This is a genomic window from Janthinobacterium sp. CG3, from assembly GCF_000344615.1.
Lineage (GTDB): Bacteria > Pseudomonadota > Gammaproteobacteria > Burkholderiales > Burkholderiaceae_D > Janthinobacterium.
This window is the reverse complement of record NZ_KB467824.1, coordinates 4505165-4517487: the sequence shown is the minus strand read 5'-3', so window position 1 is coordinate 4517487 and position 12323 is coordinate 4505165. Positions and strand designations below refer to the sequence as shown.

At 64.0% G+C, this 12323-nt stretch carries 9 protein-coding genes and 2 pseudogenes; 5 read left to right on the top strand and 6 right to left on the bottom strand.

Going from position 1 to position 12323, the window contains the following annotated elements:
- Positions 1-68: 68 nt before the first annotated feature.
- Positions 69-1196: an acyl-CoA dehydrogenase family protein gene (locus JANGC3_RS0120100; RefSeq protein ID WP_017878289.1), complete on the top strand. Its 1128-nt coding sequence runs from the start codon at positions 69-71 to the stop codon at positions 1194-1196.
- A gap of 370 nt (positions 1197-1566) precedes the next feature.
- Here the strand turns inward: JANGC3_RS0120100 and JANGC3_RS29680 are convergent, their stop codons facing one another.
- The 3 genes from JANGC3_RS29680 to JANGC3_RS0120085 all read right to left on the bottom strand — a co-directional run bounded on the left by JANGC3_RS29680 (position 1567) and on the right by JANGC3_RS0120085 (position 5158).
- Positions 1567-2469 carry a YhjD/YihY/BrkB family envelope integrity protein gene (locus JANGC3_RS29680; RefSeq protein ID WP_017878288.1) on the bottom strand — a complete coding sequence of 301 codons (903 nt, stop codon included), beginning with the start codon at positions 2467-2469 and terminating at the stop codon, positions 1567-1569.
- A gap of 127 nt (positions 2470-2596) precedes the next feature.
- Complete coding sequence (locus JANGC3_RS0120090) at positions 2597-4396, bottom strand: ABC transporter substrate-binding protein (RefSeq protein ID WP_026133240.1); 1800 nt, start codon at positions 4394-4396, stop codon at positions 2597-2599.
- A gap of 132 nt (positions 4397-4528) precedes the next feature.
- Positions 4529-5158, bottom strand: a complete 630-nt coding sequence (locus JANGC3_RS0120085) for a LysE family translocator (RefSeq protein WP_017878286.1) — start codon at positions 5156-5158, stop codon at positions 4529-4531.
- Positions 5159-5251: 93 nt separating this feature from the next.
- Between JANGC3_RS0120085 and JANGC3_RS0120080 the strand changes: the two genes are divergently transcribed.
- From JANGC3_RS0120080 to JANGC3_RS31805, 4 genes and pseudogenes are all read left to right on the top strand, one after another.
- Positions 5252-6151, top strand: coding sequence for a LysR family transcriptional regulator (locus JANGC3_RS0120080; protein ID WP_026133239.1), 900 nt, complete (start codon positions 5252-5254; stop codon positions 6149-6151).
- A 104-nt stretch (positions 6152-6255) separates the two neighbouring features.
- Positions 6256-7731, top strand: a complete 1476-nt coding sequence (gene dacB, locus JANGC3_RS0120075) for a D-alanyl-D-alanine carboxypeptidase/D-alanyl-D-alanine endopeptidase (RefSeq protein WP_017878284.1) — start codon at positions 6256-6258, stop codon at positions 7729-7731.
- 122 nt (positions 7732-7853) lie between these two features.
- Positions 7854-9050 (top strand): annotated as a pseudogene (locus JANGC3_RS29675) (Tn3 family transposase); the annotation flags it as partial.
- 1141 nt (positions 9051-10191) lie between these two features.
- Positions 10192-10485 carry a hypothetical protein gene (locus JANGC3_RS31805; protein WP_081611920.1) on the top strand — a complete coding sequence of 98 codons (294 nt, stop codon included), beginning with the start codon at positions 10192-10194 and terminating at the stop codon, positions 10483-10485.
- Between the two features lie 35 nt (positions 10486-10520).
- On the opposite strand, the gene JANGC3_RS32880 is transcribed toward JANGC3_RS31805, so the two are convergent.
- From JANGC3_RS32880 to JANGC3_RS0120060, 3 genes and pseudogenes are all read right to left on the bottom strand, one after another.
- Positions 10521-11030, bottom strand: a complete 510-nt coding sequence (locus JANGC3_RS32880) for a hypothetical protein (protein ID WP_157406772.1) — start codon at positions 11028-11030, stop codon at positions 10521-10523.
- Between the two features lie 325 nt (positions 11031-11355).
- Positions 11356-11553, bottom strand: a pseudogene (locus JANGC3_RS31800) (hypothetical protein); the annotation flags it as partial.
- A gap of 124 nt (positions 11554-11677) precedes the next feature.
- Positions 11678-12292 (bottom strand): M15 family metallopeptidase, encoded by a 615-nt coding sequence (locus JANGC3_RS0120060; RefSeq protein WP_035787847.1) that lies wholly within the window; start codon positions 12290-12292, stop codon positions 11678-11680.
- Positions 12293-12323 lie beyond the last annotated feature (31 nt).

Sequence of the window (12323 nt, the reverse complement as noted above, 5' to 3'; positions counted from 1 at the left end):
CGGGGTCCGACCGCGGCTGTCGCCCTTGGTTTTAAGGTTCGCGACACCCCCCCATTTCCCGAGACACCATGATACTGACCGAAGAACACGACATGATCCGCGACGCGCTGCGCACCTTTTCACGCGAGCGCCTGGCGCCGAACGCGGCGCGCTGGGACAAGGAGCACTATTTTCCGAAAGAAGAGCTGAAGGAACTGGCCGCGCTGGGCGCCTTCGGCGTGGCCGTGCCGGAAGAACTCGGCGGCGCCGGCCTCGACTACGTGTCGCTGGCCCTGGTGCTGGAGGAAATCGCCGCCGGCGACGGCGGCACCTCGACCATCATCTCGGTCAACAACTGCCCGGTGTGCAGCATCGCCATGATGTACGCCAACGACGCGCAAAAAGAACAGTGGCTGCGCCCGCTGGCCCAGGGCGCGATGCTGGGCGCCTTCTGCCTGACCGAACCGCACACCGGCAGCGACGCCTCGGCGCTGCGCACCACCGCCGTGCGCGACGGCAATGAATACGTCATCAACGGCGTCAAGCAATTCATCACCAGCGGCAAGTACGCCGACGTCGCCATCGTCCTGGCCGTCACCGACAAGGCCGCCGGCAAGAAGGGCATCAGCGCCTTCTGGGTGCCGACCTCGGCGCCCGGCTACATCGTCGCCGGGCTGGAGCAGAAGATGGGCCAGCACTCGTCGGACACGGCGCAGATCCTGTTCGAGAACTGCCGCATCCCGGCCGAGAACCTGATCGGCGCAGAAGGGCAGGGCTACAAGATCGCGCTGTCCGGGCTGGAGGGCGGCCGCATCGGCATCGCCTCGCAGGCGGTCGGCATGGCGCGCGCGGCGTACGAGGCGGCGCTGAACTATGCGCGCGAGCGCGAAAGCTTCGGCAAGGCCATCTTCGAGCACCAGGCGGTGCAGTTCCGCCTGGCCGACATGGCGACGCAGATCGAAGCGGCGCGCCAGCTGATCCGCCACGCGGCGTCGATGAAAGACGCCGGCCTGCCATGCCTGAAGGAGGCGGCGATGGCCAAGTTGTTCGCCTCGGAAATGGCCGAGCGGGTGTGCTCGGACGCGATCCAGGTGCACGGCGGTTACGGCTACGTCAGCGATTTCCCGGTCGAGCGCATCTACCGCGACGTGCGCGTGTGCCAGATCTACGAGGGCACCAGCGACATCCAGAAGATCCTGATCGCCCGCGCGCTGTAGGCGCCACACCGGGGACAGGCGGGGACGCCGAGTCCACGATTTCCGGGAAATCTTTCTTGGAAATCGTGGTCCGTCCCCACACGAAAACGCGGACGAAAAAAAAGCCCGCCGAAGCGAGCCTTGTTCCAATGTATTACCAATGCTTTAATCGTGTCCCAGGCGCCCATGCTATCTGCGTGGTGCCCTGACGTGTAAATCGACCATCGTATTCGGAATTACAAATCCAAGCCGTTACAACCATCTACAACCCCAACATTACACATGCTGGTTCGCGGCGTAGGCCTCGGATACCGGGATCGTTTGCAAGCAAACCTCACCGATGAACAAAGTATAGCACAGCAATTTTTGCGGCGCAACAAACAATCTGCACTTATCTCACCGCCGTGTTCAACGCGTGCGGTTCCTTGGCCTGCTCGTCGCGGCCGACCCGCTCGTACTCGGCAATGACTTGCGCGCCGAACAGCAGCAGCGTGGCGCCGATTTCCAGGCTGAACATCACGACGATGGCCGTCGTCATCGAGCCGTACACCACGTTCACCTGCGACAAGGTGGAGAAATACCAGACCAGCACATGGCGCGCCACCTCCCACAGCAGGGCGGCGGTGACGCCGCCGATCAGCGCGTGCCAGACCGACAGCCGGCCGACGGGCATCACCAGGTAAATCGAACTGAGCACCAGAATTTCGCCGCCCAGGCCGAGCAGATACAGCAGCACGCCGGAAACGCCGGTCAGCGACCAGCTGTGGCCGAGAAACTGCAGACTTTCCTCGCCCATCACCTGCAGCGAGCCGGCCACCAGCGTCACCAGCAGGATGCCGACGCCCAGCGAGAGGATGTAACAATACGGCAGAATCGCCGACACCATGAAGTGGCGCCGCCGGATCGCCACGCGGTGCACGAAAATGACGCTCATCGCGTTTTCCAGCACGGTGAAGGCAAGCGAGCTGAAGAATAGCATCGACCCCAGCAACACCCAGCTGATGACGTCGCGGTGCGCCAGGAAATGCGCGACTTCGGCAACGATCGACGTCGACTGGCCCGGCACCAACCACTCCAGGTAGCGCCCGACGGTGTGCAGCAGTTCGTCCTGGTCGATCACGTGCGACAACGCGACCACGACCAGCATCAGCAGCGGCACGATCGACAGCAGGGAGTAATAGGCGACGGCGCCGGCCAGCAGCAGACCCTGGTTGGCGCGGAATCCCTTCACGGTTTGCACGGCGAACGCCAGAGGATGGTTGAGCACGTAAGCGCTGGCCCGGCGGTTGATCATTAACATGGCGCGTCCAATTGATTGCAGGGCTGATTTGCCACCGAAACCATTCTACAGGCCATTATTCGCAGACGCCCGCACGCGCGCGCCGCAGGGCAAGGCAGGCAGGCAAGCAAGCAAGCATTGTTCACTTGCCGGCCCTGGCCCGCAGCGCCGGGTCCACGTCCAGATAGCGCCAGGCGGTGAATTCGACCGGATGGCGCTTGTAATTTTTCAACCACGGCTGGCGCAGGTCGGCCGATACCGGGTGCGTTAGCACGACCCAGGGCGCGTAGGCGTGGATCAGTTGCGCCATGTCGCGGTACAGCGCGCGCCGGCGCGGCGAGTCGGGGAGTAGGCGCGCCTCCCGGTACAGCTTGTCATAGGCGGGCAACTTGAAGCGGGCGTAGTTGGCGCGGCCGCTGTTGGGGCCGTAAAGCAGTTGAAAAAAATTGTCGCCGTCGGGAAAATCGGCGACCCAGTTGGTCTCGTACATCTGCACATGGCCCAGGCGCGAGGCCTTGATGATTTCGCCCTTTTTGTCGCTTTTGAAGGCCACCTTCAGGCCGATCGCCGCCAGGTTGCGGCGCCACATCTCGTCGCGCAGGCGTCCGGCCGAGGCCGGCTCGGTATGCATCACCAGCGTCAGCGGCCTGCCGTCGGGCCGGGTGCGGAAACCGTCCGCCTGGAGCCGGTAACCGAAGCGTTCCAGCAGCGCGCGCGCCAGCGCCGGATCGTAAGTGGTCGGGCCGCGGTAGGTCGGGTCGTAACCCAGCACGTTCGGCGGCAGCGGCGACTGGGCCGCCATGGCCAGACCTTTTTTCAGCAGCGCGATGTCTTCGACGCCGTTGTAACTGAGGGCAATGGCGCGCCGCAGCGCCACCTTGTCCTTGGCGTAACCGCCGATCAGCGGATCGTCCATGTTCATCCACATGTAATAGGTCTGCAACACCGGGAAGCGCGACAGCGCGATGCCCCTGGCCGCCAGTTCCGGCTTCAGGGCGTCGCCCGCCAGCACCATGTCGGTGAGCGACTCCGGCACCTGCTCCAGGTAGTCGAACTGGCCCGACAAAAAGCCCAGCACGCGCGACTGGAATTCCTCGACGATGCGCACTTCGACCCGGTCCACCAGCGGCAGGCGCTTGCCTTCGAGCGCGCCGGCCAGCGCGCGGTCTTCCGGCGCCACGTCCGGCCCGGCGTGGAAGACGGTGTCGCGGAAGGTCGGATTGGCCAGCAGCACGATCTTGTCGCTGCGGCGCCATTCGCCAACCACGAAGGGGCCGCTGCCGACCGGGTGGTTGCCGGCTTGGCCGGGATAGGCCTCGATGACCTCGCGCGCGACCGCGCCGGTGGCCGGCATCGCCAGGTAGAACAGGAAATTCGGGTCCGGCGCCGTCAGGCGGATGCGCAAGGTGTAGCGGTCGAGCGCGCGCAGGCCGTCGACCACGCCGTCGTAGCTGAATTTGCCGGCCTTGAGGGCGGCGTCGCCGACGATCTTGTCCTCGAACAGGAACAGCCACGGCGACTTCAACACCGGGTCGTACAGCCGCTTCAGGCTGTATACATAGTCCTGCGCCGTGAGCTCGCGGCGGGCGCCCTTGAAGGCCGGGTCCGGCGTGAAGTAGCTGCCCGGCTTGACGCGCAGCACATAGGTGGTGCCGCCGTCCGCCACCTCGGGCATCGCCTGCAAGGTGTTTTCCCGCAGCTTCAGCGGCCGCGCCAGATAGTCGTAGCGCAGCATCGGGTCGAACAGGTTTTCCAGCAGGTTCAGGCTGGAAAGGTCGGACGCGACCGCCGGGTCGAGCCCGCTCTCGGCGCCGCTCAGGAACATGTGCAGGGTCTTCGCCGGCACGGCGGCCGGGGCGGCCTGGGCCGGGCCGCCGCAGGGTAGCAGGCAGGACAGCAACACCGCGCCGGCGGCGACGGCGGTTTGACAAAAACGAAGCATGAATCATCCCAGGTTGTGCGGGCGGGCGCAGGCCGGTTGCGGCCGGCCGTGCCGATTGTTCCTATTATGAACGACGCCGCGCCAACTGGATTTCCAGTGCCAAAATAAAGGCCGCGCTAACCGGAACCGGCGTCAGCCGGGCCGGCGCATCAGCAGCAGGCGCACGGCCAGCGCCAGGTAGACCGACGCCATCACCCAATTGGCGCGGCGCTGGAACAGCGGGCGCTCCAGCAGCAGCTTGCCGACCCGGCCGCACAGCAGCGCCAGCGCGCCGTCAAAAGCAAAGCCCATGGCGGCGATGATGGCGCCGTAAACCAGGAACTGCAGGGGCAACGGCGCCAGTTGGGGCGCGACGAACTGGGTCACGAACACCGCGACGAAGGCGACCACCTTCGGGTTCAGCAGATTGGTGACGAAGCCGCGGCGAAGGCTGAACCACGCCGACGGCGCGGCGCGGCGCTCGGCCAGCGCCAGGCTGGGCGCGCGCAAGCGCTGGTAGCAAAGGTAGGCCAGATAGGCCGCGCCGGCGCAGCGGAACAGGTCGAACAGCAGCGGATGGGCGCGCAGCACGGCGGCCACGCCCAGGCCGGCCAGCAGCGCGTGCAGCAGCGTCGCGCCGGCGATGCCGGCGGCGCCGCACACGGCCGAGGCGCGCCCCTCGGTCAACCCGGTGCTAATGGTCAGCACGGTATTCGGCCCCAGCGTCAAGAACAGTAGCGCGGTGGCGGCGAGAAAAGCCGGCAGGCTTGCGAAATCGATCATAATGTTGTCTTTTTGTCGGCAAGAGCACCATCGTGGGCGCGAATGTGTTATTTTGAAAGTTGAATTTTCTGATTAACACTATTAGGTTTGCTGATGCGCGAAATTAGCCTGGACCAATTACGGACCCTGGTAGCGGTGGCCGACCTCGGCCGTTTTTCCGCCGCCGCCCGCGCGCTGCACCTGGCGCAGCCGACCGTCAGCCTGCACATCAGCGAACTCGAGTGCCGTCTGGGCACGCCGCTGCTGATCCGCGGCGGCGCGCGCGTGACGCCCACCGCCGCCGGCAACGTGCTGCTGGAACGGGCCCGCCGCCTGCTGCGCGACGCCGCCGACGCCACCGACTGCGTGCGCCGCCAGGCCGAGGGCCGCGCCGGCCGCGTGCGCGTCGGCGCGCCCACCGGGGTGCTGGTGCACCTGCTGCCGGCCGTGCTGGCGGCGATGGCGCGCGACTACCCCGGCGTCGACGTCGACATCGCCATCGTCGGCTCGGCCGAGGCGATGCGGCGGATCGCCGACGGCAGCCTGGACCTGGGCTTCGTCGCCATGCCGCAGCGCCCGCTCGAAGAGGTCCAAGTGACGCACTGGCGCACCGACCCGATGATGGCCTTCGTACCGGCGGCCTGGTCTGCGCCCAAGCAGGTCACGCCGCAATGGCTGGCCGGGCGGCCGCTGATCTTCAACGACCCGTCCACCCATATGTACCGGCAAACCATGGAATGGTTCGCCGCCGGCGCCTGCGCGCCGCGCGCGCGCATGGAGCTGAACTACACCGAGGCGATGAAGAGCCTGGTCGCCGCCGGCTACGGCGCCGCCGTGCTGCCGCTGGAAGACCCCTCGCTGGACCACCCCGGCATGCACGTGCTGCCGCTCAAGCCCCGGCTCAAGCGCGACATCGGCCTGGCGCACCGGCCCCCGGCGGACATCGACGGCGCCACGCAGAACCTGCTGAAAACGCTGGCGCGCTTCCGCGTCGCGACGCGCGCCCGCGCCTGAGCGGCGCCCCCGGGCGCGCGCTAGTGGGCCGCGCCGGCCAGACTGGCCCTATACTTCCACCTGCAACATTGCGCATTGCCGCGTCTTTTTCCATTGAGGTCACTATGTCACGCCGCGCCGCCCTTGCCACCTTCACGCTGCTGGCCTGCAGCGCCGCCGTCCACGCCGAACTGCCCGAACCGGTGGCGCGGCTGCTGCGCGCGGCCAACATCCCCGACGAGGCGGTCGGCGCGGTCGTCCTGCGCGGCAACGCCAGCGTGCTGGCGCACGGCGCCGAGCGCAGCATGCAGCCGGCCTCGACGATGAAACTGGTCACCACCGTGGTCGGGCTGGAGCAACTCGGGCCGATCTTCCGCGGCCGCACCGAGCTGCGCACCGGCGCCGAGCTGGTCGACGGCGTGCTGCAGGGCGACCTGGTGCTGCGCGGCGGCGCCGACGCCGACTTCGACGCCGACGCCTTCGAGCACATGCTGCAAAAACTGCGCAACCAGGGCATCAAAAAAATCAGGGGCGACCTGCTGCTGGACCGGCAACTGTTCCGCCCGGCGCGGGCCGACCTGGCCACGCCGCAGTTCGACAAGACGCCGGAGTTCCGTTACAACGTCGTGCCGGACGCCTTGCTGCTCAACACCAACCTGCTGCACATCGACCTCAGCGCCACCGACAAGCAACTGAAATTGCTGATGATGCCGCCGCTGGAGGGCGTCAGCGTCAGCGCCGACATGAAGCTGGTCGACGCCAGTTGCGCCAAATGGGAGGACGGCTGGCGTACGCCGACCTACCTGCGCGGCGACGACGGCACGCTCAAGGTGGTGCTGCGCGGCACCTTCCCACGCAACTGCGCGACCTCGACCAGCGTCAGCGTGCTCGACCGCCAAGACTACGCCGACCGCCTGTTCCGCGCCACCTGGCGCCGCCTGGGCGGCAGCTTCGGCGGCGCCGTGCGCGAGGCCGCCACGCCGCTTGAGACGCGCCTGCTGACCGACCACGTGTCGCGCGCGCTGCCCGAGGTGCTGCGCGACATCAACAAAAACTCCGACAACACCCAGGCGCGCCTGCTCTACCTCAGCCTGGGCAGCCTGGAAACCGACGCCTACTTCGGCAGCCGGCCGCTGGCGGCGGCGCCGGCCCCGGGCGAAGATACCGCGACGCGGGCACGCCAAGCGGTGCGCGCATGGTTCCAGCGCCACAACATCGACGAGCGCGACCTGGTGATTGAAAATGGTTCCGGCCTGTCGCGTACCGAGCGCATCCGTCCATCCCAACTGGCGGCGCTGCTGCAGGTTGCCGGCCACAGCGCGTGGGCGCCGGAATTCCTGTCCAGCCTGCCGATCGTCGCGCTCGACGGCACCATGCGCCGGCGCCTGCGCAACAGTCCGGCGGCGGCGCGGGCGCGCATCAAAACCGGCGGCCTCGACAACGTGGTGGCGATCGCCGGCTACGTCCCCGACGCCAACAACGAGCAATGCGTGGTGGTCGCCTTCATCAACCACGAACTGGTCGGCAACGGCGCCGGCCGCGCCGCGCTCGACGCGCTGATCGACTGGGTCGCGTCGTCCGCCGCGCCAAGCGCCAACTGAACCGCAAACCATAGGTCGGGTTAGCGCAGCGTAAGCCAACGTCGCGCCGCCGGCGGCCCGACGTTCCAAATGAAGCGTTTAGGGGCGCCCACAGAATTCGGAAAAAATAGTACGTTAAGGAACTCCGGCCGCAACTGGCCACGGTCAATCGGCTTGCGCTGGCCAACGAGCTGCCCGACGCGATCATCACCGACACCGGTCTAAAAATCACGCCACAGGACACGGTGGAGCCGGAGTCGGCCCAGGTGCTGATCGACCAGGCCGGTAGTCTGCTGCCGCGCATCAAGATAACCGAACCGCTGATGGATGTGGACGAATGGACCGGGTTCACCCGCCACTTCGTGCACCTCAAAAGCGGTGCGCAGGTTCAGGACAAGACCTTGCTACTGTCGGCGATCCTGGCTGACGCGATCAACCTCGGTTTGACCAAGATGGCGGAGTCGTGCCCCGGCGCGAGCTACTCCAAGCTGTCGTGGCTGCAAGCCTGGCATATTCGGGATGAAACTTTTTCGGTCGCTCTGGCCGATCTGGTCAACGCCCAGACCGGCCATGCATTCGCCGGGAACTGGGGTTACGGCAGCACCTCGTCGTCGGATGGGCAGCGCTTCCGCGCCGGCGGCCGGGCTGAGAGCACCGGCCACGTCAATCCGAAGTACGGCGCCGAACCGGGAAAGGTGATCTACACGCACATCGCTGACAACTACGCCCCGTTCAGCACCAAGATGGTCAACGTCGGCGTGCGGGACTCGACCTATATACTTGATGGATTGCTGTATCACGAGTCGGGCCTGCGCATCGAGGAGCACTACACGGACACGGCCGGCTTCACGGACCACGTGTTCGCGCTGATGCACATGCTGGGATTTCGCTTCGCGCCACGCATCCGGGATCTGGGCGACACCAAGCTGTACATTCCCGGAGCAGTCGGAGAATACCCGAGATTGAAGGCCATGATCGACGGCACCCTGAACATCAAGCATGTGCGTGCCCATTGGGACGACATCCTAAGCCTGGCCTCGTCGATCAAGCACGGCACCGTGACGGCGTCGCTCATGCTACGCGAGCTCGGCAGCTATCCGCGCCAGAACGGCTTGGCGGTCGCGCTGCGCGAGCTGGGGCGCATCGAACGGTCGCTGTTCATCCTGGACTGGCTGCAAAGCGTTGAGCTGCGCCGACGCGTGCATGCGGGTTTGAACAAGGGCGAGGCGCGTAGCGCCTTGGCCAGAGCGGTATTCATCCGCCGGCTTGGCGAGATCCGGGACCGGAGCTGCGAGCAGCAGCGCTACCGCGCCATCGGACTGAAACTAGTGACGGCCGCGCAGGACAAGCACGTCACGTTCGGGATCGCGGCTGGTGCTTTCCGCAGTGGCGCATGCTACGATAGAGAACATGATGAGAACCCTATGACAGAACTGGACCGAGCTTTAACGTTTCATGTAGAAGGCCCACTAACCGACGCGCATACGCTGCCGGCGAGTGTGCTCGTCCAAATTCTAGAAAATGCTCAGCGCGCATTTGAACTTATCGGACTGCAGGTCGAAGGCAAGGCCGTGAAGGCGAGGGCCAGGCTTGCAAAGTCCAGTGCCGAAAAATTTCAGCTCATATGCCAGTTGCCCGTGCATGGGTGCTACGCGATGCCGGTTGTCGTCGGCGGTGCGTCCAATGATCTTTTCGCGCCTGAGCAAGCTGCCGCCGCAACGCAAATCTTCAAAGATTTGATGGTCGGCATTCAGAGCCGTGACCGCGAGGAAATGGCGAATATTCTCCCTGACGGTGGCATCAGAAAACGCGTGTTAGAGAGCATTAAAGGCATGCTGCCTCAGTTTGGGTCTGGATGGCGACTTGATTTGCACGACTCGACTGGCGTAAGCGTTGCCAGCGTAGGCGATTGGAGTGCGTCTTTCATTGATGAGCTTACAGTTCCGGCGGAGGAGTTGGCGGCTGCACAAACTGTGACAGGCGAGCTACGAAACATCGATTTCGCAGCGCGTAAGCTGACCATTCTCTATCCTGTAACACGTCGTGAGATGGATTGCTTTTACCCCGAGGAATTGGAAGATCTCTTGTTCAAGAATCGTCGCGATTTGCTCCAGGTGACTGGCATGATGATCCTTGACGATAGCGGAGTTCCCAAAGCTATTGATGACGTGACGGATATCCGGGAGGTAGACTTGTCGCCTTTTTCATTCAGCCGCCTGTCGCGTGACACGCTTGTGCTGACCGCAAAGCGGCCGCTGAAGTTTGTTCCTATGCTCGACGAGAGTAGCCAGTACATCTGCTTGCGCGACGACAGCCTTGGGATTGAAGTGTTTGCAGAGACGCGACAAAAAGTCGCCGTAGAACTGGATGAACAGATCGCAATGCTCTGGTCGGAATATGCACTCGCGGACGATGATTCCTTGGATGAAATTGCGCAAGGGCTGAAGCAGCGACTCTTGTTAACCTTCGACGGAGTGACACATGCCGCGTAAACGGGTTGATGTGGAAAAAGGTCTGCTGAACAAGGGTTTTCGTGGCCGCGAAGGCGATCACCACTACTACAATTACTTCAACACCCAGGGCAAGAAAACGGCAGTATTCACCAAGACTAGCCATAGCCACACTGAGATTTCGACAGGGCTGCTATCGCTCATGGCGAAGCAATGCAAGGTCCCAAAGCAAACCTTTGAACAGCTGGTCGACTGTCCCTTGTCACAACTTCAGTACGAAGGTCTTTTGATGGAAGGCGGGCATGTGAGCCCACTTTCTCCATGATCTAAGCCACCGACAACGACCCTTCACGACCCGCGCTACTTATTGTTTCGTTTCACAGTAGGCTGGACGGCTGGCGGCAGAACTACTGTCCCGGTCGCCGTGGGGCGGAAGCCCAGGCACTTTCCGCACTCATCCTCCGGCATGTACTGCTTGCAAAGGTTCAACAGGGTTGGATATCCCATCTGTCCCAGATAGGCGCGATAGACATCACAATGTTCGTCGCCAGTCTTGGGCGCGCTGGCGCTCGCTCGGCTGTCAGGCGCGGAGCAATCCGATTTCACAGAACGGTATTTCCGGTCAAGCGTACTCAATTCGCTGTTCAAATCTCCGTCGGTGGAGCGCAGCCTGCCCGCCTTCCCATCACAACGGTCACCGTCTGAATCGTAGCCTGAGCTCAACGAGTCCTTACATGATTTCCAAGCCCTGTGCTGGTCCTTTGCTTCGTCGGCCTTGTCGTTAGCGTCGCGCAAGACGCGCTTCATCCCGTCCAGACTGTCGGCGCAGCTTTCGCGGTCGGCCGCGCCGGATACCAGTGGAAAAATCAACACTAGAATTATAGGAAGTATTTTCACAAGTGCCTTCGTTGATGAAACACCAATCTTATACGGTGTAAGGCGCATCCTAGCAAGCGCAATCCGAGTCCCCCGAAATGATGGGGGAAAATCACGATGAGTGGAGCCGGAAGGCATATACTTTTCCTTCGGTTAGGTGCCATGGCTGGCAGTGGCCGCAACGCGACGGCTGTACAGGATAAAACCACCGTTCAGTAAGTCCCTCATGTCGCCAACGGTCAGCATCGACACATACAGACAACGCGGGTTGTCTCCGCAGCTGCAAACATTCACCTTGTATGTAGGCATCATTTTTCCTTTATGGGGGTTGTAAGCCGGAACCCCAGAAAATTCCGTCACCCAGCTCCAGCCCGGCCAAGAGCGCATCCAGGTCGATCATCTTGCCGCCCCTCTGGAAGGTGTAGTGAGCGTTGAGCAGGATGTGCCGCCAGGCTGCTGGCGATATCTGGGTGATCAGCGTCACGGCCTTGGTGTTGCTGCTTGCTTCGTAATTCGTTGTTGGCGGAGGCAGAGCCGAAACGTTGAAGAGGGAAGATTCCGGCCGCTTCGGACTGGCGGAAATCCTTAGCGTACTATTTTTTTTCGAATTCTGTGGGCACCCCGTTTACAGCTCCGCGACCTCACAACACGCGGGTATACGTTTGTCGCACCAGGGCGCGGTCGCCGCAGTCGAAATGCCACCACTCGCTGTTGATGCCGAGCCAGCCGGCCTGGAACATGGCCTCGCGCAGCAGCCGGCGGTTGGCGACGTGGGCGCCGCTAATGTCGCCGCGCGCCAGCAACGCGCCCTCCAGCGCCGGGTGGGAGCGCTCGCTCAAGTCGTCGAAGCCGGTGCCCATGTCGAGTTCCACGCCGTCGGCGCCGACGATGGTCACGTCCAGCGCCATGCCGAAGGAGTGGATCGAACCGCGCGCCGGTTCGGCGATATAGCCGAGCAAGTCGGTGCCTTGCAGCGCGTCCCATAATTGCTGCTGGACCCGCTGCGGCCGCAAGGCGTCCAGCACCAGCAGGCGGTGCCGCGGCAGCCGCGCGGCCAACCAGGCCACCGACCGTTCCAGCGCGGCGGCGGCGTCGCGGTGCAACCAGGCGCAGTCGAGCGGGGCGTACAGGTTGCGCCCGACGAAGTTGCCGGGTGTGGCGTAGCGCAGGTCGACCAGGATGCCGTCGACGTCGCTCAAGTGGCGAAATTGTGCGCTGTCCGGCACCGCTTCGCTCGCTAATGTAAGGGATGGCATGGGAATCCCCCCGCTTGCGGCGCAGCGCCGC

Coding starts and splice junctions, on each gene's coding strand:
- JANGC3_RS0120100 (WP_017878289.1), top strand. CDS start 69: ATGATACTGACCGAAGAACACGACATGATCCGCGACGCGCTGCGCACC.
- JANGC3_RS29680 (WP_017878288.1), bottom strand. CDS start 2,469: ATGATCAACCGCCGGGCCAGCGCTTACGTGCTCAACCATCCTCTGGCG.
- JANGC3_RS0120090 (WP_026133240.1), bottom strand. CDS start 4,396: ATGCTTCGTTTTTGTCAAACCGCCGTCGCCGCCGGCGCGGTGTTGCTG.
- JANGC3_RS0120085 (WP_017878286.1), bottom strand. CDS start 5,158: ATGATCGATTTCGCAAGCCTGCCGGCTTTTCTCGCCGCCACCGCGCTA.
- JANGC3_RS0120080 (WP_026133239.1), top strand. CDS start 5,252: ATGCGCGAAATTAGCCTGGACCAATTACGGACCCTGGTAGCGGTGGCC.
- dacB (WP_017878284.1), top strand. CDS start 6,256: ATGTCACGCCGCGCCGCCCTTGCCACCTTCACGCTGCTGGCCTGCAGC.
- JANGC3_RS31805 (WP_081611920.1), top strand. CDS start 10,192: ATGCCGCGTAAACGGGTTGATGTGGAAAAAGGTCTGCTGAACAAGGGT.
- JANGC3_RS0120060 (WP_035787847.1), bottom strand. CDS start 12,292: ATGCCATCCCTTACATTAGCGAGCGAAGCGGTGCCGGACAGCGCACAA.